Below are 23,097 nucleotides of genomic sequence, written 5' to 3' on the forward strand. Positions count from 1 at the left end.
AGACATGCAAGTGTCCCCCCGCGAAGACCCCACATTTGCACTACCCCGAGACAGCACATGGCCGGACTGCCTGAATACAAACCTGATCATTGTCCCCACGGGTCCAGCCCGTGAGTGGAATGCAGAAACTTACGATTCCTTTACCTGCCAAGGGTGCGCAGGGCAGCATGAGATACATGGAGCTCATCGTCATTTCCGTGCTCGTGATCGCCGGCGTGACGTTCGCGCTGGTCAGGCGTCGATGAGCCCCAGCTCGCCGTCCACCATGTGGACCACGAGCTCCTCGAACGAGGTGGTGGCCCGCCAGCCGAGGTGATCCTCGGCGAAGGACGGGTCGCCGACGACGGCCGCTGCATCCGTGACCCGGACGAGCGCGTCGTCCACCCGCACGTGCGCCTGCCAGTCGTCGACCCCGACGTGGGCGAAGGCCGCCACGACGAGGTCACGCACCGAGTGGGCCACGCCCGTTGCCACGACGACGTCGGCCGCCGTGGGGGCCGAGGCCATGAGACGCAGGGCGCGCACGTGGTCGGGTGCCCAGCCCCAGTCGCGGCGGGCGTCGAGGTTGCCCAGCTCGAGGATCTCGGACGACCCGCGGGCGATGCGGGCCACCGCAGCGCAGATCTTGCGGCTGACGAAAGTCGTTGGCCGCCTTGGTGATTCGTGGTTGAAGAGGATGGCGCTCGAGCAGTGCAGCCCCTGGCTCCGCACCACCGCGGCAGACAGGTGGGCGAAGGCCTTCGCCGCGCCGTAGGGGTTCGTGGGCCGCACCGGGGTCCGCTCCGTCTGCGGGCTCTCCGCCGGCTCACCGAAGATCTCGGAGCTCGAGGCCTGGACGAACCGCACGTCGAGGCCACTGCTGTCGCGGAGGTCGCGGGCGGCATACATGAGCTCGACGGCGGCGACGCCGCTCGCCCGAGCGGTCTCGACCGGCTGCTCCCAGGATCGCGCGACGGAGCTGACCCCGGCGAGGTTGTAGATGTGCTCGGGGGCGAGCTCCATCACCAGCGCGCGGGTGGCCGCCCCGTCGGTGAGGTCGCCGGTGTGGACGACGACCTGGGGCGACACGTGGCTGAGGTCGTCCCCGGCGCGCACGAGGCCGTGCACCTCCCACCCGGAGGCGACGAGGTCGTCGGCGAGGTAGCTGCCGTCCTGACCCGCGACTCCGGTGATGAACGCTCGTGGCATGGGCTCAGTATGGCGAATCGGCCTTCTCCGCAACGAGATCCGCCTCGACCATCATGGCGACGAGCTCTCCGAAGGCGACCTTGGGCTTCCAGTCGAGCACGGCCCGGGCCTTCGAGGCATCGCCGGTGAGCACGTCGACCTCGGCGGGTCGCAAGAAGGCGGGGTCGAGCACGACGTGCGGCTGCCAGTCGGTGATGCCGACGTGGCCGAAGGCGGCGTCGAGCAGCTCACGCACCGAGTGCGTCTCGCCGGTCGCGACGACGTAGTCGTCCGGCTCGGGCTGCTGGAGCATGAGCCACATCGCCTCGACGTAGTCGCCGGCGAAGCCCCAGTCGCGCTGGGCGTCGAGGTTGCCCATGGCGATCGTCTGCTGCCGCCCCATGGAGATCCGCGCCACGGCACGCGACACCTTGCGCGTCACGAACTCGATTCCGCGACGGGGAGATTCGTGGTTGAAGAGCACGCCGGACGACGCGTGCATGCCGTAGGACTCGCGGTAGTTGATCGTCATGTGGTGCCCGTAGGCCTTGCTCACGGCGTACGGCGAGCGGGGTCGCAGGAGCGTCGTCTCGCGCTGCGGCACCTCGTAGACGTTGCCGAACATCTCCGAGCTCGACGCCTGGTAGAAGCGCACGCGCCGCGGGTCGTCGCCGCAGTGCAGCCGCACCGCCTCGAGCATGTTGAGCACGCCGAGCCCGGTGACGTCGCTCGTGACCCGCGCGTTCTCCCACGAAAACGCGACGAAGGAGACCGCGCCGAGGTTGTAGACCTCGTGCGGGTCGACGGCCGCCATGACGCGCATGAGGCTCGACTGGTCGGTGAGGTCGCCGGCGTGGAGGTGGACCTCCGGCACGAGCCGCTCGACGAGCGGGCGTTTCGGGTTGCTCTGGCCACGGATGAGACCGTGCACCTCGTAGCCCTTGGCGAGCAGGCTCTCTGCCAGGTAGAGACCGTCCTGGCCGGTGATGCCGGTGATGAGCGCGCGCTGCATGAAGGACCCCGTTCCCTCGAGAGAGTTCGAGTGTGGACGACGAGGACGGGTCGCCGTGGAGAATCGGCAGAAATCGGCCGCATCGGCACGGGTCCGCGTCGCCGATCGGCGCCCGGAGGTCCATTACGCTGCGAGCACCGGAGTGCCCGCGGTCCGACGCCGTCCGCGCACACCAGCCCGTCACCGTCTTGCTGGAGGACCCCCCGATGTACACCCCCAAGCTGCGCTCGCGCCTCGCCGTCGAGGCGCTCGGCACCTTCTGGCTCGTCTTCATCGGCTGCGGATCGGCCATCTTCAACGGCAAGTTCCTCGTCGCTGCCCTTTCGGACAGCAGCCCCGTCAACTACGGCATCGGCCACCTCGGGGTCGCCATCGCCTTCGGTCTCTCCGTGACGACGATGGCCTACGCGGTCGGCCACGTCTCCGGGGCGCACTTCAACCCCGCCGTGACGATCGGCATCGCCGTCGCGCGCCGCTTCGACTGGAAGGACGTGCCCGGCTACGTCGGTGCCCAGGTCGTCGGCGGCCTGCTCGCCGGTGGCGCCCTCGCCGGGCTCGTCAAGAGCCGTGGCCTGCCGGTCACCGGCAACCTCGCGGCCAACGGCTACGGCGAGCACTCCCCCGGCGGCTTCGGGCTCGGCGCCGTCCTCGTCGTCGAGGCCCTCGTGACAGCCTTCTTCGTCTACATCATCCTCGGCTCGACCAAGGACGACGCCCCCAAGGGCTTCGCCCCGCTCGCGATCGGCTTCGGCCTCATGCTCGCCCACCTCGTCGCCATCCCGGTGAGCAACGCGTCGATCAACCCGGCGCGCTCGACGGCCGTCGCCTTCTTCAACGGCAACGACGCCGGCCTGCAGCTGTGGGCCTTCTGGGTCGCGCCGATCGTCGGCGGACTCATCGCCGGCGTGACGTTCGCGTGGATCACGGGAGAGGACCGCAGCGACATGGACATCGAAGGCTCCACCGACGACGTCGACAACGCGGCTCGCGACGCCGCCGGCAACCCGGTGCTCGACAGCTGAGCCGTGCCTGACTCCGTCACGGGCCGCTGTGCCTGACTCCCCTTCGGCGCGCCCGCCCGCACCAGTGACACGGCGGGAGGGGTTCGGGTCGCTGGCCGTCTGCGCCGGTTGGGCGGCCGCTGTCGTCGCACTGGCCGCAGCGGCGGGTGCCCTCGGCATCTCCCGCAACGACGACTGGGTCTACTACCGTGTCGCCTTCGCGACCTGGCAGGACGGCGGCTTCGCGCCCGACCCGTACACGCGCGCCATGCTCGTCGGCCACATCGCGCTCGCGCGTCCCCTCATGGCGCTCTTCGGCCCGTCGATGCTCGCGCTCCAGCTGCTCGTCACCGTCCTCAGCGTCCTCGCGCTCTGGTGGACCTACCTGCTCGTCCGCGGCTTCCTGCGGCCGGGGCTCGCCCTGCTCGCCGTGGCCACCCTCGCGCTCGGACCGATCTATGCCGGGATCACCCCGACCTTCATGACCGACGTGCCGACCTTCGCCTTCCAGTCGCTCGCCCTGCTGCTCGCGGCGCGCGCGCTGCGTGAGCGACGGGTGAGCCGGCCGTGGCTGGCCACGGCCCTGGTCGCCGCCTTCGCAGGCTTCACCGTGCGCGAGTATGCCGCCGCTGCCGCAGCCGCCATCGTCGCCGCGGCGTGGTGGCGGGTCAGGCCGGGCACCTCCTCGCCCGCCGACCCCGAGACGGATGCCGTCACATCACGGTCGGACCGCTGGTTCGTCGTGGCGCTCGGCATCGGGTGGCTCGCCGTCGCGGCTGCGCTCTACCTCTGGCGAACGAGCTCCTTCCCGGGCCCGAACGTCGGGCTCCGCCTCCTGCCTGACCTCGCGGACGTGCACCTGGCCGGCCGGGCGGCATACACCCTCGCACTGCTCGTCTCGCCTGCGACGATCTACGTCCTCTTCCGCGGCCGGGGCCGCCTGCTCGCGCGGCACCGGCGGGTGACGGTCGTGAGCGCCGTCGTGTTCTTCGGTGGCACGCAGGTGATGAACGGTGTCTTCCTCGGCAACTACGTCGGGATGCGCGGGTCCTACACCGGCACCGTCGCGGGAGTGCGTCCCGTCGTCGTCACGCCGTGGGTCTGGTCGCTCGTCGTGGCGGTCGCCGTGCTCAGCGCCGTGATGGCGGTGGTGCTCGCCGCCAGCGCGATCGGCCGCGTGCGTGCGCGACACCGTGCCGGCGAGCGCGCGCCGCGGCACCCGGCTGCCGTCACCCTCACGCTGACGTATGCCGCCGCCTACGTCGCGCTCACCGTGACCCTCGCGATCTTCACCACGAGCCCGTTCTTCGACCGCTACTTCGTGCCGGTCGTCCCCGCGGTGGCGTCGGCCGTGCTCTGGGCCTGGCAGCGCGAGCCGAGCCTCGACGGGGAGCGCCGGCCGAGCCGTGCCGCCGCCTGGGCATCGGGTGTCGTGACGGGCTTCATCGCGCTGGTCGCCCTCTCGCTCGTCGTGACCTCGGTGCAGTTCGACGCAGCGAAGTGGCGGCTCGGCACGCAGTTGGAGGCCCGCGGGTGGAGCGCAGCGACGATCGACGCGGGCTTCGAGTGGTTCGGCTTCCACCAGGAGCAGCCGATCGACCCCCACCCGCGCGTACTGCCCGGGCACCCCTTCTGGGTGAGCCGGGTCTTCGCGCACCCCCGCGTCTGCGTCATGGTGTCGCACACCCGGGGCGTCCTGCCGATGAGCGTCGGCGACGTCGTCGCGCGAACCTCCGTGTGGGCGCCGCTCGGAGGCACCTTCGACCTCGTCGCCCGACCCGTCGACCTCGACTGCCCCACGTGAAGGTCACATATGCATCCTGACCAAATGAAGCTATGATCTGTAGATGGCCAAATTGAAGCACAATGCTTCACCTGTGGCGCTCATCGGAGACGTCGTGCGGTCGCGCACGCGAGCCGATCGTCAGGCCCTTCACGACGAGCTGTCCGATGCGCTCGCCGAGGCCAACAGAACGGTCGAGAGCGAAGACTCCCTCGTCATCACGGTAGGAGACGAGTTCCAGGGTGTCTATGCCACGCTCGGGCAGGCGCTGCACGCCAGCTTCGTCGTCCGGGCGGCGCTGCACCCCCGGACCGACGTCCGCTTCGGGCTCGGCCGCGGCGCGGTGACGACGCTCGACCCGGAGCGGGGCATCCACGACGGCCCCGCCTACTGGGCGGCCCGAGACGCGATCACGACGGCGGAGGAGCGCGCCCGCAAGGCGCAGACGCGCACGTCGCGGACGGCATACGTCGGGCTGGAGGACGAGCCCGCGACCGTAGCGGCGGTGCAGTCGGCCCTCGACTGTCTGGACTTCATGGTTGGGTCGATGTCGAGCACCTCACGCGAGATCTTCGGAGGACTGATGAGCGGGCACACCCAGCACGAGCTGGCCCAGCGGCTCGGCCTCAGCGCGTCCGCGGTATCGCAACGGGTGCGCCGCGACGGCATCGGGGTGGCGCTCGAGGCGACGCAGCGGCTGTGGGGGCTGCCGTGACCTGGCTGTCGATCGTGCTCATCGGTCTCGGGGTCGGCGACCTCGTGCGCTCCTCGTCGTGGTCGCGCGCGCGTCTCGTCGCACACATCACGACGCCCGTCGTCGTCGCCGTCGTGGCGGTGCTCGCCGACGTCGACGCGTGGGCCGACGTCGTCGCCCTCGTGCTGGCGCTCGGGGTCGCCGCCGCGTGGATGGAGCTCTCGAGGCGCACCCAGCGCACCGGCCACGGGGCGCTCGCGGCCCTCGGCACGTTCGCCGTGCTCGTCGCGGGGCTCATCGGCTTCTCGGGGGCGGCGAGCACGCCCGGCGGGCCGCTCGCCAGCTGGCTCGCGTGGGCCGACCTGCCCGGTCTCGCGACGCCCAGCGCTGCTCGGCTGCTCGTGCTCACTGGTCTCGTCGCCTTCAACATCGCCACGGCCAACGTCATCGTGCGCCTCGTCCTGCTCGCCATCGGTGCGCTGCGCCCCGACATGGTCGCTGCCGCGGCGCCGACCGTCCCGGCTGTCCCGCCCGGTCAGTCCAGTCAGCCCGGTCAGCCGGCGGACCGGCTCAAGGGGGGCCGGCTGCTCGGGCCCATGGAGCGACTGGTCATCCTCGGTCTCGGCCTCGTCGGCGAGTTCGGCGCGGCCGGCATCGTCATCGCCGCGAAGGGGCTGCTCCGCTTCCCCGAGATCCAAGCCGCCGCCCGCAACAACGCGGCGGGCGGCTACACCGGCGGAACGGCCGGCATCGACGACGTCACCGAGTACTTCCTCGTCGGCAGCTTCGTCAGCTGGCTCATCGCCCTGGCCTCCCTCGCCCTCGCCGCCTGACAATCGAAAGAGCACTTCGTCGGCCCCAATCGAAAGAGCACTCCGTCGGTCTCGACGCCGGACCGCCCCCAGTCGACGACGCACGGCCCAATCGAGAGAGCACTCCGTCGGCCCCAATCGAGAGAGCACTTCGTAGCCCTCGACGCCCGACCGCCCCCCAGTCGACGAGGCACGGCGGGCCCAATCGAAAGAGCACTCCGTCGGTCTCGACGCCGGACCGCCCCCAGTCGACGACGCACGGCCCAATCGAGAGAGCACTCCGTCGGCCCCAATCGAGAGAGCACTTCGTAGCCCTCGACGCCCGACCGCCCCCCAGTCGACGAGGCACGGCGGGCCCAATCGAAAGAGCACTTCGTCGGCCTCGGCGCCGGGCGGGGGCGTGACCAAAGCCGCACCCGCGTCCGCGCTCCCCCGGACGGTGTGCCCCGCACGCACTGGTAGCGTCGGAGCGTCCAGCGACACACCGACGTGAAGGGTCTTTCCCGTGAGCACAACCCCCGTCAAGGTCGCCGTCACCGGCGCCGCCGGCCAGATCGGCTACAGCCTCCTCTTCCGCATCGCGAGCGGTGCCCTGCTCGGGCCCGACACCCCGGTCGAGCTGCGGCTGCTCGAGATCACGCCCGCGCTCAAGGCCCTCGAGGGCGTCGTCATGGAGCTGGACGACTGCGCGTTCCCGACCCTCGCGAAGGTCGAGATCGGCGACGACGCGTCCACGGTCTTCGACGGCGTCAACCTCGCCCTGCTCGTCGGCGCGCGCCCGCGCGGTCCCGGCATGGAGCGCGGCGACCTGCTCGAGGCCAACGGCGGCATCTTCGCGCCGCAGGGCAAGGCCCTCAACGAGGTCGCGGCCGACGACATCCGCGTCACGGTGACCGGCAACCCGGCCAACACCAACGCCCTCATCGCGATGAGCAACGCCCCCGACATCCCGACCGAGCGCTTCTCTGCCCTGACCCGGCTCGACCACAACCGCGCGATCAGCCAGCTCGCGGCCAAGCTCGGAGTCCCGGTCAGCGAGATCAAGAAGATGACCATCTGGGGCAACCACTCGGCCACGCAGTACCCCGACCTCTTCCACGCCGAGGTCTCCGGCAAGAATGCCGCCGAGGCCGTGGGCGACCAGGACTGGCTGGCCGGCACCTTCATCCCGACCGTCGCCAAGCGTGGCGCAGCCATCATCGAGGCCCGCGGCGCGAGCTCGGCTGCCTCCGCGGCGTCGGCGACCATCGACCACGTGCGCACCTGGGTCCAGGGCACGCCCGACAACGACTGGGTGTCGATGGCGGTCCGCTCCGACGGTTCGTACGGCGTGCAGGAGGGCATCATCTCCTCCTTCCCCGTCACCGTGAGCAACGGCCAGTGGGACATCGTCCAGGGCCTCGAGATCGACGACTTCTCGCGCGGCAAGATCGACGCCTCGGTTGCCGAGCTCGTCGAGGAGCGCGACGCCGTCAAGGGGCTCGGCCTCATCTGAGCCTGACGCGACAGACCGAGAAGGGCGCCGACCACCAGGTCGGCGCCCTTCCCCTTCCCCACCGCCCAGGTATGCCGTCCGCCTCCTCCCGCCCCCACCCCCGGTTCGAGGTGATCCGGGACCCCACGTGGGTGCCGGCATCACCTCGAATCGGGGGTGCGTGACTGCCGGTTCGAGGTGATCTCGGACCCCACGTCGGTGGCGCCATCACCTCGAATCCAGGGTTGTGTGACTGCTGGTTCGAGGTGATCCTGGACCCCACATCGGTGCCGGCATCACCTCGAATCGGGGGTGTGCGACTGCTGGTTCGAGGTGATCCTGGACCCCGCATCGGTGCCGGCATCACCTCGAATCCCGGGTGAGGCGGGCCCTGTGACTGTTGGTTCGAGGTGATCCTGGACCCCACGTGGGTGCCGGTATCACCTCGAATCGGGGGTGTGTGACTGCTGGTGACTGCGGGGTGTCAGCGGGGGCGCCAGCCGCGGCGGGCCAGCTTCGCCTTGAGGGACTCGGTGAGGTTGAGTCCACTGCCCCGCGGGCGCACGTGCGTGCCGCGCAGGCGCCAGAACTTCGCCTCCGCCCACTTCGTCGCCTCGCCCGGGTGCCGCCACCACACGCCCATCAACCTCAGGCGATGAACCGCCTTCTGGCGCAACAGACTCGGCAGTGGCACGTCCCGGTCATAGACCAGAGCGAGCTCGAACCGTTCGTTGACGACTCGCGGCGAGACACGCGCCCCGACCGTCATGTTGAGCAGGTTGCTGCCGTGGATGACCTGGACCCACATCGGTGGCGCGCTGACCTCGCGCACCGGACCCCACGCGCTGGCGCGGGCGTGCCGGGCGGCATACACCGTCTGCGGCTGACGCCCCTCGTGACGTTGCTCGACGAGCGTGAGGAACGGGCTCGACAACTGGTCGTAGAGGTAGGTGTTGCCGCTGCGGTCGATCTGGATGCCGCGGGGGAAGTCGACGAACAGGCCGTCGGTCGGGGTGAACTCGCGCTGCACCGCGGCCATGAAGTCGCGGGCGATGCCGTCGTCGCTGTCGAGGCGGGTGGTCAGGAGCCACGGGGCAACGGCACCTCCGGTGCCCCCGGCACCCTCCGAGCCCTCCGCACCCACGCGCCGTGACTCGATCGCTCGAGCGAAGATCGACGGAGACCACGGCTCGTGGGACCAGATGGGCGTGAAGGCTCCAGCCGCGAGCGACTCGACGTCGGCTCGGAAGTCGTCGGGACACCGGTCGTCGAAGAGCACGAGCCAGGTGAAGTCCGAGGCGCCCTGCTGGCCGAGCACCGACGACCAGCAGGCGTCGACGAAGAAGCCCAGCCGGTAGCGCAGCCACTCCGCCTGCGCCGGCTCGCCGGGCGTGAAGGCGGCGCTGAAGCGCGTCAGCAGATAGTGGTCGAAGGGCGCGGAGCCCGATCGTGCCGGGTCTGCAGGGCTCGCCACGGTGTGCCGTCGCGCCGTCAGCGGGTGACCGTCGCCGACGACCGCGAGACCGGGTCGTTGAGGTTGACGGTCGCCGACGCGATGAGCAGACCGACACCGAAAGCCACGAGGATGATGACGTCGAGGGTGCGCGAGCGCACGTTGAGGCCACCCGCCTTGCGAGCGGGTCGGGCCACGAGACGAATGAGGGCGCCGAGCAGGAAGCCCGCGGCCATGATGCGGCCGCCCCAGCGCAGGTCGGCGAAGGCGATGACGAGGACGCCGGTCCCGACGATGGCGGCGATGAGCCACCACCACGAGAGGACGACGAAGCCGCTGCCGCGCCACTGCATCGGCGGCGCTCAGCCCTGCCCGGCGGGGTCGGCGTCGACGTGTGCCTCGGCGGCCTCGACGATGTTCGTCAGCAGCAGCGCCCGCGTCATCGGGCCGACGCCGCCGGGGTTGGGGCTGACCCATCCGGCGACCTCGGCGACATCCGGAGCGACGTCGCCGGCGATCTTGCCGTCGACCCGGCTCACCCCGACATCGAGCACGGCAGCACCGGGCTTGACCATCTCGCGAGTGACGATGCCCGGCACGCCGGCGGCTGCGATGACGATGTCGGCCTGGATCACCTCCGCCGCGAGGTCACGGGTGCCGGTGTGGCAGAGAGTGACCGTGGCGTTCTCGCTCTTGCGCGTGAGGATGAGGCCGAGGGGGCGACCGACGGTGAGGCCGCGGCCGATGACGACCACCTTGGCCCCCGCGATCGGCACGTCGAAGCGGCGCAGCAGCTCGACACAGCCCATCGGGGTGCAGGGCAGCGGCGCGTGCTTGCCGAGCGCCAGCCACCCGAGGTTCATCGGGTGGAGCCCGTCGACGTCCTTCTCGGGGTCGACCCGCGAGAGCAGCGCCATCTCGTCGAGGCCGGTGGGCTGCTGCACGAGGAAGCCCGTGCAGGCCGGGTCGGCGTTGAGCTCGTCGATGACGGCCTCCACCTCGGCCTGGGTGGCCGTCGCCGGCAGGTCACGGCGGATGCTCGTGATGCCGATCTCGGCGCAGTCCTTGTGCTTGGCGTTGACGTACCAGTGGCTGCCCGGGTCGTCGCCGACCAGGACGGTGCCGAGCCCCGGCACGACGCCGCGCTCGGCGAGGCGGGCGACCCGCTCGGCGAGCTCGTGCTTGATCGACTTGAGGGTGGCCGAGCCGTCGAGGATGCGTGCCGTCACGGGTGACATCCTGCCATCCCCTCCTCTTTGCTCGACGCCGACACCGCCCCGTGGCCTGCGGACGCTCAGCCGGCGACGAGACGCATCAGCTGCTGGACGTTGCGCTCCCACGTGAACGACTCGGCGCGGGCGCGCAGGACCTGTCCGCGACGCCGCCGTTCCGCGGGGTCCACCACGAGCGAGTGGAGCGCGTCAGCGAGCGCCGCGGTGTCGTGCGGGTCCACATAGACGCCCTCGGGGCCGAGGTACTCCGGTATGCCGCCGCTCCGGGCCGCGACCACGGGCAGTCCCGAGGCCATCGCCTCCGTGACGACCTGACCGGCCGGTTCCTGCCACTCGACCGGCATGCAGAAGAGGTCGGCTCCGGCATAGACAGCCGGAAGGGAGCGCCGCTCGACGAAGGGCGTGAAGCGCACGAGGTCTCCGAGCGGCGCCGCCGCCCTCCTCAGCTCGACCTCGTAGGCCGAGAGCCCGCACGAGGGTCTGAGCCCGGCCGATCCGACGATGTGCACGCGGAAGTCCTTGGTGCGCTTGGCGATCTCGTGAGCAGCCGCAACGAGGTGGTGAGCACCCTTGTGCGGCATGACATTGCCGACGAAGAGAATCGTGCAGGGCTCTCCCGCAGACCTGCTGGCGGGCCGGAAGCGCTCGGAGTCGACCCCGTTGCGGAGCACGTGCAGGTTGTCGGGGCGCGATCCGAGACGCTGCGCGACCGAGTCGGCGAGGTAGTCACTCACCGCGACCGTGACATGGGTGCGCTCGATGACCTGCCGGATCTCTCGCGGCCGCCAGGTGCGGAAGACCTCGTTGCCGAGGTGGAGCACGATCTTGCCGTCGAAGCTCCGGGTCAACCGTCGGGTGATGGCGCCGGCGTAGTTGTAGAGGACGAGCGCCTCTGTGTCGGGGGGGACGGCGGCCAGCGCCTCGCGGTGGAATCGCGCAATGCATGGCCGTCGCCCGACGGTTCTGCCGAGCACGACGTCCACAGCGCGCTCGGTATCGGTGAACCATTCCTTCTTCGTCGAGCGGGTCGAGCCGTAGGGGACGAGTGTTCCTTCCGGGTAGTCATGGGTGCGCCGATCGCTCACCACGACATAGGTGCGCCCGCCCATCGCCTCGTGCGCGCGCGCTTGCGCATTGATCTTGGTGGACATCGCATTACCGGTCTGGTGCGAGTACTCCGAGAAGACGTAGGCGATCTGCGCGATCGGACTCACCATGGGCACAACGGTGCTCGCAATTTCGGACACGTGCTCAGCAGCCTCCATGATCCTCTTTCAGACGACCTGGACCCGAGACTCCGCAGCCTTGTGGGCCACGTTGTCGAGACTAGGAGAAAGTGGCGATGCTGTCTCGTCGACGGCCCAGATTCCGGAAATGACGACGTGAGCGCCAACACAGGATCACGCGCGTCGACATGCAACTCGTGACGCGCCCGACGTATTTGTCGAGGGGCTGGCGCCTCATGCACCGTGTTCAATCCCGGCGCAATCCCTGCGTTCGGCTCGGGGTGCACCTTCGCACAGGAAGACGTGAGCATGGGAGCACTTCACACGATCCTTCGCCGCACCGGAACCGTGACCGCGGCGGCAGCAGCCATCACCCCTCGTCGGCTCGACGATGGCGTCGGCACACCACTGCTACCGGGACTACTGGCAGCCCGCCGCCTACGCGCAGCACGTCAAGGGCCACACGCCCTGGGTGCCGCTCAGCGACCTCGGCACGATGTACCTCATCGGGCCGGAGTACGCCGAGCAGTGCGGCTACGTCGCCGACGACGCCGTCACCGCCTTCATGGCCGAGCGGGGCCTCACGCAGGAGCCGCTCATCCAGAGCCGGGCAACCGTCGGCAGCGGCGCCGCCTACCAAGGCAAGGCACCGAAGCCGTTCAGCTACCTGTCCGACGGGGACTTCGCGATGCTGACGATGGCAGTCATCGACGGCATGGCGACGTGCGCGCCGGACTGGCAGCCGCCGGCGGAGGGCTGAGCAGTCCGGCCCGTCAGCGCGGCTCAGCAGTGCTGCCGAGCGCGATCACAGGGCAACACGACAGAGGGCGGGCGCGCGGCGGGGAGGCCGGGCGCCCGCACTCTCGGTGACGTCGTCGGCCGTCCCCTAGCCGGCGGACGACCCGGTCAGCTCGTCGAGCGGGACGCTGGCGTCCGCGAGTCGGTCGCGGTCGACGACCGTCGCGTCGCGCACGAGCTGCTGCACCGCGTCGATGGTGTCCCACACGTTGACGTGCATACCGGCCAGGACCCGCACGCCGTCGCCCTCGGGCACGACCCAGAAGGCCATGAACTCGTTGGCCGACGGCTCGCCGCGCAGCACGACCTCCGCGCCCGACCCGCGCGGGACGTGGCCGGCATACTCCAGCCCCACGTCGTACTGGTCGGAGAAGAAGAACGGGATGGGGTCGTAGGTCACGTCCGCCCCGGCCATCGAGCGGCCGGCGGCCAGCCCGCCGTCGTTCGCGTTGGCCCAGTGCTCGACGCGCACGTGGGTGCCGAGGGTCGTGCTCTCCCAGTTCGCCACGTCGCCGGCGGCCCAGACGCCGTCGGCCGAGGTGCGCAGTCGGGTGTCGGTCACGATGCCGTTGTCGACGTCGAGCCCCGCGCCCTCGGCGAGCCCGGTGTTGGGCGTGATGCCGACGCCCACGACGACCACGGCAGCGGGGAGCCGCTCGCCCGTCGTCGTCACGACGGCTTCGGCGCGCCCGGAGCCCTCGATGCGCGACACGCCCTCGCCGAAGCGGAACGTCACGCCGTGCGAGCGGTGGAGGTCGGCGAACCAGCCGCCCACCTGCTCCCCCATCACTCCGAGCAACGGCGCGGCCTGCGGCTCGACGACTGTGACGCTGCACCCTGCGTCGGCGGCGGCCGCGGCCACCTCGAGCCCGATCCAGCCGGCCCCGACGATCACCACCCGGGCGCCGTCGGCGAACGCCTCCTTGAGCGCCGTCGACTCCTGCAGCTCGCGGAGGTAGAGCACGCCGTCGAGGTCGGCGCCGGGGGCGTCGAGCGCCCGCGCCGACGAGCCGGTCGCGATGAGCAGCTTGTCGTACGAGAGGGATTCGCCGCTGCGCAGCGTGACGACGTGCTCGTGGGCGTCCAGCGAGGTCGCGGGGTCACCGAGCCGCAGCTCGACGTCGTGGTCGGCATACCACCCCTCGGGGTGGGTGAAGACACTGTCGATCGCGTCGTCGCCCTTGAGCACCCCCTTGGACAGCGGCGGCCGCTCGTAAGGAAGCCGCTCCTCCTCGGTGACGACGACGACCCTGCCCTTCTCGTCCTCCTCGCGGATGCCCTCGACCGCCCGCGCTGCCGCAAGGCCCCCGCCGATGATCACGTATGCCGTCCGGCCCGTTCCGCTGTTCGCCGCGCTGCTCATGGCCTCCACCTTCACACGCCCAGCGCGGTCCGTCGAGGCCCGGGGGTAGGTGGCCCGGGCAGGTGAGGAGGTGGGCGGGGGTAGATGGCGAGCTGGGACGGCGGGCTGCACGGTCCGCCCACCGCGCGTCACCAGGTGACGTCGCGGCCGAGCTCACGCATCGTGTCGACCATGACGTCGTACCGACGCGCCCCCACCTGCTGCCTCAGGCGTTGCTGAGCCGCGTCGATGAGGGCGAGGGTCTCCTCGACCACCCGGTCGCCCGCCTGGGTCCGGCGCACCCACCGCACCCGCCGGTCAGCCTGCGATGGTCCGCTCTCGACGAGGCTGAGCGCTTCGAGCGTGTCGACGAGCTGGCCGACGGCCTGCTTCGTCACTCCAGAGCGGTGCGCGAGGTCGGTGACGCGCATGCCGCCTGGCGGGATCATCTGCAGCAGCCTCGACCGCCGCCCTCCGATCGCGGCGAGGTGCGCCGGGGCGAGCTCGCGCATCTCGCGGTTGAGCCGACGGCCCACCGCGTCGGCCCACCGGAAGAGATGATCCGGGAGTTCGTCCGGGAGGTCGTCGGAGCGGTGCCCTTGGACCTCGTCCGGCGACGGCTGCACGTCCATCCCGTCACTCTTGCGCACCGCCATGCCCTCACCCTATCCTCGATTTGGTAAAGAGGCTTTACTACTTGAGGGGCGGGGACATGGCGGTCGACGAGGACGGCATCGCCGCTGTCACGGCGCGGCTGGCGGGTGCCACGGTGGAGGATGTGGCACTCGCCCACGTCGACTACGACTGGGGCTCCCCCGCGACGGCGGGCCTGTGGAGGGTCGAGGTCACGACCTCAGGCGGCCGGTCACGCTCCTTCGTCAAGCTGCTGCGCCACCCGCGCCTGTGGCCCCGGCTCGAGGTCGTGCCCGAGGGCCCCGCCCGCGACTTCTTCCTCACTGCCTTCCCGTGGCGCTTCGAGCTCGACATGGCGCTCTCGGGCATCGCCGACGTCCTGCCGACCGGCATGCGCGTTCCCGAGCTGCTGCACCACGAGCACTTCGACGACGACCACATCGGCGTCTGGTCCGAGCTCGTCGAGGAGCGCAGCGGACCGTGGTCGACCGACGAGCTCGCCCGTGCGGCATACCTGCTCGGGCGTCTGGCCGCGCGGCGACGCGAGGGCGCGGAGGTCAACGAACGCCTGCCCGAGATCTGTCGGCAGCTCCCGCGGGGTGCGGCACTGCGTTACCTCGTCGAGGGCCGGGTCCTCGTCGGGACGAGGGCCGAGCTGGCCGACGACTCGCTCTGGGCGCACCCCGCCATGATGGAGGCCGTCGCCACCACGGGCGACGTCGACCTGCGCGGCGACCTCGGTCGGCACCTCGACCTCGCCCTGCCGGTCCTCGCCGAGCTCGACGCCCTGCCCCAGACCTTCGCGCACGGCGACGCGAGCGTCCAGAACATCCTCGTCTGCCACGGCGAGGACGACCTCGTCGTCATCGACTGGGGCTTCGGCTCGCTGCTCGCCGTAGGCTTCGACCTCGGGCAGCTGCTCGTGGGGCCGATGCACGCGAGCCTCGCACCGGCGACCGAGATCGCGGCTATCGATTCGGCGATCTTCCCTGCCTACCTCGCGGGCCTGGCCGACGAGGGGTTCGCCGTGGATGCCGACGACGTGCGCTTCGGCTACCTCGGCTCGCTCTTCGCCCGGTCCGTCTTCAGCGCACTGCCCTCCGACGAGCTGCGCACCGCGCCGCCCGACGACCCGATGGTCGCCGCGCTGGCGCTCGAGCGCGTGACGCTGACCCGCGCCATGCTCGACCTCACCGCGCCCGTCGTCGCCGCGCGCCTGGGAGACGGCACCCCCTGCGGGCTGAGCCCCGCACGCTGAGGCCCTCGCCCTGGGACCCGCGCGTCAGGAGGTCCAGGCGCGCCAGAGCGCGGCGTACTCCCCGTCTCGGGCGACGAGCTCGTCGTGGCTGCCCAGCTCGGCGACACGCCCGTCGATGACGACGGCGATGCGGTCGGCGTCGTGCGCCGTGTGCAGGCGGTGGGCGATGGCCACGACGGTGCGACCGGTGAGCAGCGCGTTCATCGAGCCCTCGAGGTGCCGGGCGGTGCGCGGGTCGATGAGCGAGGTCGCCTCGTCGAGGACGATCGTGTGCGGGTCGGCGAGGATGAGCCGGGCGAGGGCGATCTGCTGAGCCCGACCGGGCGTCAGCACCTGCTGCCCCGAGCCGATGCGCGTGTCGATGCCCTCGGGCAGCCGGTCGACCCACTCGAGCGCGTCGACGGCGCCGAGGGCCGCGCGCACCTGCTCGTCGCTCGACCCCTCACGGGCGAGCACGACGTTGTCGCGCACCGACCCGATGAAGACGTGGTGCTCCTGCGTGACGAGCGCGACCTCGGTGCGCAGCACGTCGAGCGGCAGTGCGGTCAGCTCGACACCGCCGACGGCGACGGAACCCGTGCGCGGGCCGTGGATGCCCGAGAGCAGCCGGCCGAGGGTCGACTTGCCCGAGCCGCTCGGCCCGACGATGGCGAGCCGCTCTCCGGTGCGCAGGTCGAGGTCGATGCCGTGGAGCACGTCGTGCCCGGGCCGGTAGGCGTAACGAAGGTCGTGCCCGACGAGGTCACGGCCGAGCGGCCGATCCGAACCGGCCTCGCGGTCGGGCGGCACCGTCGCGATGCCGAGCAGTCGGGTCGTCGAGGCGATGCCGACCTGCACCCGGTCAACGGTGTGCACGAGCATGTCGAACGGCCCCCACAGCGCCTCGGCATAGAGGATCGCCGTCGTCAGCTGCCCGAGCGTCGCCCACCCCTGGGCGTAGCCGATCGCGCCGAAGAGGAGCACGAGCACGCGAGGCATGCTGAACGCGATGTCCATGACGACGAAGAGCAGGTTGCGCAGCGTCATCGTGTAGCGCTCGGCCTGACCGGACACCTCGATGTCGTCGTCACCGCGACGGAGCCGCTGCTCGCCGAGCCCGAGCGCCTCGACGGTGCGGGCCCCCTCAACGGTCTCGGTGAGCGTCGTGTTGATGCGCGAGTAGGTGCCGCCCTCGGTGAGGTAGCCCTTCGGTGCCCGCTTGAGGTAGCGCCTCACCTGGAAGAGCGCGAGCGTCATGAGCACGATCGACGGCAGCGACAGGACGAGCGAGTTGCTCACCATCGCGACGAGCGTGAGCACGACGGTGATGCTCGCGATGATCGACTCGGGCAGCGCCCACCGCACGCTCTCGCTCATCGTGCCGACGTCGCGGGTCACGCGGGTCACGAGGTCGCCCGAGCTCGCGCTCTCGACCCGTGACAGCGGCAGGCGCAGGATCGCCCGCACGATGAACTCGCGGGCGGCGGCGAGGACGTTCTGGCCGAGCACCGTCGAGCTGATCTTGGCGGCGAAGGTGAAGAGGCTCTGCACGACGACGAGACCGGCGACGACGAGCGCTGCCGTGTTGGCGCCCGCGAGCGCCGCGTCGACGCGCCCCGCCTCGACGTCGGCGACTGTCGAGTCGACGAGGTTGCCGAGCAGGCGCGGCACGAGGAGCCCGGCGGTTGCCGCGAGCGCGTTCGCGACCACGACCACGACGACGAGCAGGCGGTGGTCGCCGAGCAGCCGACCGATGAAGCGGACCACCTGGTGGTTGTCGGCGATGGGCAGCCCCTTCCGGGCGTTCATCGTGTCGGCGACGAACTCCTGGGCCCGTCGCTCACGCAGCAGGTGTCTCCGGTGCAGCGCTGCCACCCGCTCGCGCACGGGCGCGGCGGCGGGCGGGCGCAGCTCGTCGGGGACCGCGGGCACCTCCGGACCGGCGTCCCACGTCGCGGCGGACTCAGCCGCGACGACAGGCGAGAGGAGCGGGCTGAGGTCGCTCGCGGCATACCGCGACGGGTCGGCGGCGCTCTGGAGCGTGCTGTCGGGGCGGCTCATCGCGACCCCTCCCTGACCGGCTCGGCTGGCTCGACGGGCTCAACACGCTCGGCGAGCGTGGGCGTGCCCTCGGTGCCGCGCACGACGACCGAGCGGTATGCCGCCGAGCCCGCGAGCAGGTCGGCGTGCCGACCGCGCGTCGTGGCCACGCCGTCCTCGAGGAGGATGACCTCGTCGGCGTGGTGCAGGAGCAGGGGTGAGGCGGTCATGACGACGGTCGTGCGACCGCCGCGGTGGGCGCCGAGGCGCTCGGCGATGCGCGCCTCGGTGTGGGCGTCGACGGCCGACGTGGGCTCGACGAGCACGAGCACCTCGGGGTCGGCGGCGAGCGCGCGCATGAGGACGAGCCGCTGTCGCTGGCCACCGGAGAGGCCGCGCCCCCGCTCCTCGAGCTCGCCCTGCCAGCCTCCGGGGAGGGCGTCGAAGACGTCTTCGGCTGCGGCGGTGTGCAGGGCCTGCTCCGCCTGCTCGCGGCTCAGCCGGTGGAGCGGGTCGACGGCATCGCGCAGCGTGCCGGCGAAGATCTGGGGCGCGGTGTCGCTGACGAGGATGCCGGCGCGCACCTCGTCGAGCTCGACGCTCGCGAGGTCGACCCCGCCCACGGTGACGCCCCACGGCTGGCGCGCCCGCTCGTCGTCACGGCGGGCCTGCTCCTCGCGCGCACGGGCGCGGGCCGAGCGCTCGCGGAGGGCGGCCCGGCCCTTGAGCTCCTCGGGGATCTCGTCGCTGACGAGCGCGCCCTCCTCGCTGTGGAGGTAGCGGCCGAGGCGGTCGGCGAGCGCGGCGCAGTCGTCGGGCACGGCCGAGACGACCATCGTGAGCCGACCCGGCTCGATCGTCGCGCCCGAGGCGCCGTCGACGATCGGCGCGTGCGACGGCAGGCTCGCCGGCTCGGCCGGGTGGACCCACGGCGGACGCTGCGAGAGGACGGCCACGGCCTTGCGCGCCGAGACGACCGACCGGGTCCACTTCTGCGCGAACTCGACGAAGGTGCGCATCGGCTGGATGAGGAAGAGGCCGTAGCCGAGGAAGCTGACGAGCTCGCCGACGGTCAGCTCGCCCTGCGCCACCTCGCGGGTGCCGAGCCACATGAGCGCGACGACGAAGCTGCCCGAGAGGAGCACCCCCACGGACTCGACCGCGGCGAGCCAGCGCCCTGCGGCCACGCCGGACTCGCGCACGCGCTGTGACTGGGTGTCGTAGTTGCCGCCGAAGGTCTGCTCACCGCCGATGCCGCGCAGGATGCGCAGGCCGCCGACGATGTCGGTCGCCATCGAGGTCAGCTCGGAGTTGCGGGCGCGCTCGACGCCCTGCCAGCGCTGCATGGGTCGCAGCAGGGGCGCACCGAGCAGGACGAGCAGGGGCGCCGAGACGAGGACGAGCAGGCCCATCCGCACCGACGTCGTGAGCACGATGCCGGCGACGACGAGGTAGGCGGCGAGCTGCGAGAGCGCCCGCGTCGTCACCTCCATGAGGGCGCCGAACTGGTCGCCGTCGCTGCCCGACACGGAGAGCACCTCGCCCGTCGGGGTGCGGCGGGTGAGCACGTGGCCGAGCTGGAGGGCCTTGCGCGTGACGAGCTTCGTCGTGCCGTAGAGCGCGATGAGCCACTCGCGCACGATGACGGTGTGGAAGGCGATGCCGCTCGCCGCACCGAAGACGGTGACGACGGCGAGGAGCAGGATCCACTGCATCGTCTTCGCCGAGTCGCCGGCGACGATGCCGGTGTCGATCGCGCGACCGACGATCCACGGGCCGAGGGTCTGCGGCACCATCCAGATGAGCGCGACGAGCAGGCCGACCCAGAAGAGCACGCCGTTGGCCCGCACCATCCACCAGAGGAACCTCAGGGGGCTGCGGGTGTCGGGCTCGTCGGCGCCGCGTTCGGTGTAGGCCCGGGTGACGGGCGGGAAGTCTCGCATGGCCCGACCACCCTAGGCCGGGCCGCCGACAGCGCCCCAATCCTTTTTGCCCCGGGCAGATCGGACAGGCCGCCAGCCCGTATGCCGGGTGCCGGGGTCTGCGTGAAGGGTGTCGGCCGGTGGGGCTGGGGTGACGCCCGGCGACCCCCGGTGGGCGCTCGCGAGGGGCTCGGGGTGCCGCTCGTCAGGCTCGGGTCAGGGGCGGGTCAGGTGTGGGCCACGGGGCCGCCCGTGCCGGTGCTCGTGTGGGGCGAGGCGCCGAGCGCCGCGAGGTTGCCCTGCGCGGGATGCTGACGACCCATCGGGCCCTGGGCCATCGCCGTGAGGAGGTTGGTCGTCACGGTGCGGGCGAAATCGGCCGCGTGCGCGTCGATGCGCGGTCGGGTGCGCGCGCCGCGCAGAGCAGCCGCCCAGGCCATCGTGCCCACGGCGAAGACCCCGGCGCCGCTGGGCGCTGAGTAGTAGGTCATGTCGGAGTGGGTGGCGGGCCGCTGCTGGAGCGCGACCGGCGAGTGCGCGACGACCTGGAGGTTCGTCGGCGTGCCGGGCAGCGGGTAGGCGCGGTCGATCTCGACGGCGATGAGACCGGCATACGTCTCGCCGAGGGTGGCACCGGTGCCCTCGAGGAGGAAGAAGCTCGGGTCGTGGACGACGAGGTCGGCCTCGGCGGGGAAGGCCTCGTAGAGCATGCCGGTGAAGGAGTTCTCGGGGTCCGGGTGGGGTTTGCTGCGCCACATGGCCGTCGTGTCGACGGCGCCCCGCTGGGGGTCGGCAGCGGCGGACTTGTAGCAGGTCATGCTCCGCCCGTCGTCGGAGAGGCGCACCCGCCAATAGCACGCGTTGGCGCCGAGGAAGGCCACGTTGGCGCCCGCGTCCCGCGCCGCCTCGACGTGCCGACGCATCGGCACGGTCCAGTACTCGTCGTGACCCGGGGAGACGACGCCCCTCGCGCCGGCCAGCAGGTCGGGCTGGTCGTGCAGCTCCCACGACGTGACGTAGGCCAGGTCGAGGTCGAGGCGCTCGGCGACGAAGATCGGGCCCTGCTCGTAGGCGAGGACGAGTGGTGCGCCGTTGCGGTCGAAGGGCCGGTCGAAGCTGACCACCGAGGCCTTCGGCTCTGCGCCGTGGGCCGGACCCTTGTACAGGGAGAAGCTGCCCCACTGGTTGTAGGCCTGGTGGCAGGTGACGGCCGACACGAGCACGAGCCGGCCGGATGTCTCGCGCGAGCGCACGACCATCGGCACATAGCGGGCCTTGCCATGGGCCTCGAGCCGCAGCAGGTAGCTGCCCTCGGGCCACCCCTTCGTCGATACCGAGAGCGACTGCGGCCAGCGGCAGCGCACGGTTCCGGACCCGTCGGGGGTCGGCTGAACCTGCTTTGTGGTCGCGATGTTGGGCGAGGTCCACACCAGACGCGCGCCGGTGCCCTGGTAATAGCCCAACCGGAACGCCCGGACGGTGACCGGGCCCAGCGCCGAGCTGAGGTGCAGCCCGAACGACTCACCGGGCAGCACGCTCACCCGGTCGGTGTAGCCGGCAAGGTCGGTCTCACCCGCGAGGCGGGCCTTGTCGATCCGCCAGTCCCTCGTGCCGGCCTTCGCGTTCTCGGCGCGCACCCAGCCCGCCCCGCCGGACGTGGTCGCCGAGGTTGAGCCTCCAGGCGTGGTCGGCGCTGCGGAGGACGCGCTGGACGACGCCGACCCCGACCCCGGCCCGGCGGGTGAGGCGGGGCTGCCGCCGGTGCAGGCGCCGAGCAGCAGGGCCCCACCCGCCGCCAGGACGGCGCGCCGCGACGCCCCCGTGCCGTTCTCGCTCTCCGTCACGAGCCGACCCTAGAGCCAGCCCCTGAGCGCACTCGGGAGGAACGCTGGCGGCCGGCTGGGCCGATCGCCCCGATACCCCCCGCCCCGTCGAGTGGCCACTTCCCGACCCCCCGCCCCGTCGAGTGCCCACTTCCCCGACCCCCCGCCCCGTCGAGTGCCCACTTCCCCGACCCCCCGCCCCGTCGAGTGCCCACTTCCCGACCCCCCGCCCCGTCGAGTGCCCAATTCCCGATGGGTTATCCACACCCCGCCGAGGGCGGTCGTTGTGGTCCACAGCTCGATTCGCCCTCGTACCCCGCCTTTGGTCTGATCGAGCAACGTCGACGGATGACAACCGCCTTCCCTGCCACACCATTCACCATCGCCGACGGGAGGGCGCTCGGGTTTACGGAGCGCCAACTCGGCTCACCGACCTTGCATCGGCCGTTCAAAGGGGTCCGGTCCATCACTTCGCCCTCCAGCCTGATCGAACGGGCTGAAGCCTTGGCGTGCGCGCTGCCCGCGGGCGCAGCCTTCTCGCACATCACGTCAGCGCAGCTCCAGGGCCTTCCCTTGTCGTATGCCCTCGAAGCGGATGAGCGACTACACGTCATCCGCCCGATCAACCGACCCCACCTTCGCCGCGCACTCGTGGTCGGGCATCGCGCCGTTCACGCTCGGGCACTGACGACGGCGCACGGTCTGCCCGTCGTTGGACTCGCCGACACCTGGGTTGACCTTGGCGAGCTGGCCGGCCGAAGTAAGCCCCTGGGCCTCGATGACGCCATCGTCGTGGGTGATGCGTGCGCCACGGCTCTGCGCAGCACCGCGCCGCTCAAACAAGCGCTGAGCCGCCGGGTGCGCCCACGGGGCAAGATTCTGCTCACCGAGGCACTGGAGCTCATCAGAGTGGGGTCGTGGTCTCCACGTGAGACCCAGGCAAGGATCATGTTCGTACGGGCGGGTCTTCCTGAACCGAAACCCAATCAACCGATCTCTGCCTCATGGAACCGCGACGTCCTTCTGGGCTACGGCGACCTGGTCTGGCAGATCGAGCTTCCCGACGGCCGCCAGGTACGGCTGATCGGTGAGTACCAAGGTGCCGAATTCCATTCAGAGGATGAGCAGCGGGAGCACGACGACTTTCGACGCAGACGACTGGAGGACGACGGCTGGCTCGTGATCGAGATCTGGGCAGCGGACATGGCTACCACGGCAGCGCGCTGGGCCATCATTCGCCGCTTTGCAGAGGAGCTGCACGTGCCCGAGTCCACTCTTGCGCTCCATGACACGGACCCCCACTTCTTCTCGCGCCACGCCATCGATGTGGCTATCGCCCGAGACGACGTATGGCGCGGGCGTAGGTGTTGAGGATCCCGTCGGGAAGTGAGCACTCGACTGGGAGGCGTCGCGTCTGGAAGTGAGCACTCGACTGGGAGGCGTGCCGT

At 71.2% G+C, this 23,097-nt stretch carries 19 protein-coding genes; 8 read left to right on the forward strand and 11 right to left on the reverse strand.

Going from position 1 to position 23,097, the window contains the following annotated elements; translation table 11 throughout:
- Nucleotides 1-231: 231 nt before the first annotated feature.
- Together FHX52_RS09850 and gmd are read right to left on the reverse strand one after the other, a co-directional pair.
- Complete coding sequence (locus FHX52_RS09850) at nt 232-1,188, reverse strand: GDP-mannose 4,6-dehydratase (protein WP_141821722.1); 957 nt, start codon at nt 1,186-1,188, stop codon at nt 232-234.
- 4 nt (nt 1,189-1,192) lie between these two features.
- Entirely contained in the window at nt 1,193-2,179 is a 987-nt protein-coding gene (gene gmd / locus FHX52_RS09855) for a GDP-mannose 4,6-dehydratase (protein ID WP_141821723.1), read from the reverse strand.
- A 206-nt stretch (nt 2,180-2,385) separates the two neighbouring features.
- On the opposite strand from gmd, the gene aqpZ reads away from it, so the two are divergent.
- The 5 genes from aqpZ to FHX52_RS09880 all read left to right on the forward strand — a co-directional run bounded on the left by aqpZ (nt 2,386) and on the right by FHX52_RS09880 (nt 7,964).
- Entirely contained in the window at nt 2,386-3,201 is an 816-nt protein-coding gene (aqpZ, locus tag FHX52_RS09860; RefSeq protein ID WP_141821724.1) for an aquaporin Z, read from the forward strand.
- Between the two features lie 64 nt (nt 3,202-3,265).
- The gene (locus tag FHX52_RS09865; RefSeq protein ID WP_141821725.1) at nt 3,266-4,984 is read left to right on the forward strand and encodes a glycosyltransferase family 39 protein; all 1,719 of its coding nucleotides are present in this window, start codon (nt 3,266-3,268) and stop codon (nt 4,982-4,984) included.
- A 43-nt stretch (nt 4,985-5,027) separates the two neighbouring features.
- Nucleotides 5,028-5,678 (forward strand): SatD family protein, encoded by a 651-nt coding sequence (locus FHX52_RS09870; protein WP_246069775.1) that lies wholly within the window; start codon nt 5,028-5,030, stop codon nt 5,676-5,678.
- Entirely contained in the window at nt 5,675-6,490 is an 816-nt protein-coding gene (locus FHX52_RS09875) for a hypothetical protein (protein WP_141821726.1), read from the forward strand. Before FHX52_RS09870 ends, FHX52_RS09875 begins: the two co-directional genes overlap by 4 nt.
- 484 nt (nt 6,491-6,974) lie before the next feature.
- Nucleotides 6,975-7,964, forward strand: a complete 990-nt coding sequence (locus FHX52_RS09880) for a malate dehydrogenase (RefSeq protein WP_141821727.1) — start codon at nt 6,975-6,977, stop codon at nt 7,962-7,964.
- Nucleotides 7,965-8,427: 463 nt separating this feature from the next.
- Here FHX52_RS09880 and FHX52_RS09885 read toward each other — a convergent pair whose 3' ends face one another.
- From FHX52_RS09885 to FHX52_RS09895, 4 genes are all read right to left on the reverse strand, one after another.
- Nucleotides 8,428-9,417: a glycosyltransferase gene (locus FHX52_RS09885; protein WP_185747172.1), complete on the reverse strand. Its 990-nt coding sequence runs from the start codon at nt 9,415-9,417 to the stop codon at nt 8,428-8,430.
- 17 nt (nt 9,418-9,434) lie between these two features.
- Entirely contained in the window at nt 9,435-9,749 is a 315-nt protein-coding gene (locus FHX52_RS23830) for a DUF3017 domain-containing protein (RefSeq protein WP_185747173.1), read from the reverse strand.
- Nucleotides 9,750-9,758: 9 nt separating this feature from the next.
- Nucleotides 9,759-10,625, reverse strand: coding sequence for a bifunctional methylenetetrahydrofolate dehydrogenase/methenyltetrahydrofolate cyclohydrolase (locus FHX52_RS09890; RefSeq protein ID WP_141821729.1), 867 nt, complete (start codon nt 10,623-10,625; stop codon nt 9,759-9,761).
- A 65-nt stretch (nt 10,626-10,690) separates the two neighbouring features.
- A complete protein-coding gene (locus tag FHX52_RS09895) occupies nt 10,691-11,845 on the reverse strand; it encodes a glycosyltransferase family 4 protein (protein ID WP_185747174.1) in 1,155 nt (384 codons plus the stop codon).
- A 400-nt stretch (nt 11,846-12,245) separates the two neighbouring features.
- Between FHX52_RS09895 and FHX52_RS09900 the strand changes: the two genes are divergently transcribed.
- Nucleotides 12,246-12,614 (forward strand): hypothetical protein, encoded by a 369-nt coding sequence (locus FHX52_RS09900; RefSeq protein WP_141821731.1) that lies wholly within the window; start codon nt 12,246-12,248, stop codon nt 12,612-12,614.
- Between the two features lie 126 nt (nt 12,615-12,740).
- Here the strand turns inward: FHX52_RS09900 and FHX52_RS09905 are convergent, their stop codons facing one another.
- Together FHX52_RS09905 and FHX52_RS09910 are read right to left on the reverse strand one after the other, a co-directional pair.
- Nucleotides 12,741-14,015, reverse strand: coding sequence for an NAD(P)/FAD-dependent oxidoreductase (locus FHX52_RS09905; protein WP_141821732.1), 1,275 nt, complete (start codon nt 14,013-14,015; stop codon nt 12,741-12,743).
- A 128-nt stretch (nt 14,016-14,143) separates the two neighbouring features.
- A complete protein-coding gene (locus FHX52_RS09910) occupies nt 14,144-14,650 on the reverse strand; it encodes a MarR family winged helix-turn-helix transcriptional regulator (RefSeq protein WP_141821733.1) in 507 nt (168 codons plus the stop codon).
- Nucleotides 14,651-14,706: 56 nt separating this feature from the next.
- Between FHX52_RS09910 and FHX52_RS09915 the strand changes: the two genes are divergently transcribed.
- Entirely contained in the window at nt 14,707-15,885 is a 1,179-nt protein-coding gene (locus tag FHX52_RS09915) for a phosphotransferase (RefSeq protein ID WP_141821734.1), read from the forward strand.
- A gap of 24 nt (nt 15,886-15,909) precedes the next feature.
- On the opposite strand, the gene FHX52_RS09920 is transcribed toward FHX52_RS09915, so the two are convergent.
- The 3 genes from FHX52_RS09920 to FHX52_RS09930 all read right to left on the reverse strand — a co-directional run bounded on the left by FHX52_RS09920 (nt 15,910) and on the right by FHX52_RS09930 (nt 21,670).
- Entirely contained in the window at nt 15,910-17,925 is a 2,016-nt protein-coding gene (locus FHX52_RS09920; protein WP_141821735.1) for an ABC transporter ATP-binding protein, read from the reverse strand.
- Entirely contained in the window at nt 17,922-19,847 is a 1,926-nt protein-coding gene (locus FHX52_RS09925; protein WP_141821736.1) for an ABC transporter ATP-binding protein, read from the reverse strand. Before FHX52_RS09925 ends, FHX52_RS09920 begins: the two co-directional genes overlap by 4 nt.
- Nucleotides 19,848-20,053: 206 nt before the next feature.
- Complete coding sequence (locus tag FHX52_RS09930) at nt 20,054-21,670, reverse strand: N,N-dimethylformamidase beta subunit family domain-containing protein (protein ID WP_221630532.1); 1,617 nt, start codon at nt 21,668-21,670, stop codon at nt 20,054-20,056.
- Nucleotides 21,671-21,997: 327 nt separating this feature from the next.
- Between FHX52_RS09930 and FHX52_RS09940 the strand changes: the two genes are divergently transcribed.
- Complete coding sequence (locus FHX52_RS09940) at nt 21,998-23,020, forward strand: hypothetical protein (protein WP_141821737.1); 1,023 nt, start codon at nt 21,998-22,000, stop codon at nt 23,018-23,020.
- Nucleotides 23,021-23,097: the final 77 nt, after the last annotated feature.

This window comes from Humibacillus xanthopallidus (genome assembly GCF_006717145.1).
In the GTDB taxonomy this organism is placed as follows: Bacteria; Actinomycetota; Actinomycetes; order Actinomycetales; family Dermatophilaceae; genus Humibacillus; species Humibacillus xanthopallidus.

Excerpts from the sequence above, each read along its gene's own strand:
- FHX52_RS09940 (WP_141821737.1), top strand. The coding sequence starts at position 21,998 with ATGACAACCGCCTTCCCTGCCACACCATTCACCATCGCCGACGGGAGG.
- aqpZ (WP_141821724.1), top strand. The coding sequence starts at position 2,386 with ATGTACACCCCCAAGCTGCGCTCGCGCCTCGCCGTCGAGGCGCTCGGC.
- FHX52_RS09925 (WP_141821736.1), bottom strand. The coding sequence starts at position 19,847 with ATGCGAGACTTCCCGCCCGTCACCCGGGCCTACACCGAACGCGGCGCC.
- FHX52_RS23830 (WP_185747173.1), bottom strand. The coding sequence starts at position 9,749 with ATGCAGTGGCGCGGCAGCGGCTTCGTCGTCCTCTCGTGGTGGTGGCTC.
- gmd (WP_141821723.1), bottom strand. The coding sequence starts at position 2,179 with ATGCAGCGCGCGCTCATCACCGGCATCACCGGCCAGGACGGTCTCTAC.
- FHX52_RS09920 (WP_141821735.1), bottom strand. The coding sequence starts at position 17,925 with ATGAGCCGCCCCGACAGCACGCTCCAGAGCGCCGCCGACCCGTCGCGG.
- FHX52_RS09870 (WP_246069775.1), top strand. The coding sequence starts at position 5,028 with ATGGCCAAATTGAAGCACAATGCTTCACCTGTGGCGCTCATCGGAGAC.
- FHX52_RS09915 (WP_141821734.1), top strand. The coding sequence starts at position 14,707 with ATGGCGGTCGACGAGGACGGCATCGCCGCTGTCACGGCGCGGCTGGCG.
- FHX52_RS09900 (WP_141821731.1), top strand. The coding sequence starts at position 12,246 with ATGGCGTCGGCACACCACTGCTACCGGGACTACTGGCAGCCCGCCGCC.
- FHX52_RS09910 (WP_141821733.1), bottom strand. The coding sequence starts at position 14,650 with ATGGCGGTGCGCAAGAGTGACGGGATGGACGTGCAGCCGTCGCCGGAC.
- FHX52_RS09905 (WP_141821732.1), bottom strand. The coding sequence starts at position 14,015 with ATGAGCAGCGCGGCGAACAGCGGAACGGGCCGGACGGCATACGTGATC.
- FHX52_RS09895 (WP_185747174.1), bottom strand. The coding sequence starts at position 11,845 with ATGGTGAGTCCGATCGCGCAGATCGCCTACGTCTTCTCGGAGTACTCG.
- FHX52_RS09850 (WP_141821722.1), bottom strand. The coding sequence starts at position 1,188 with ATGCCACGAGCGTTCATCACCGGAGTCGCGGGTCAGGACGGCAGCTAC.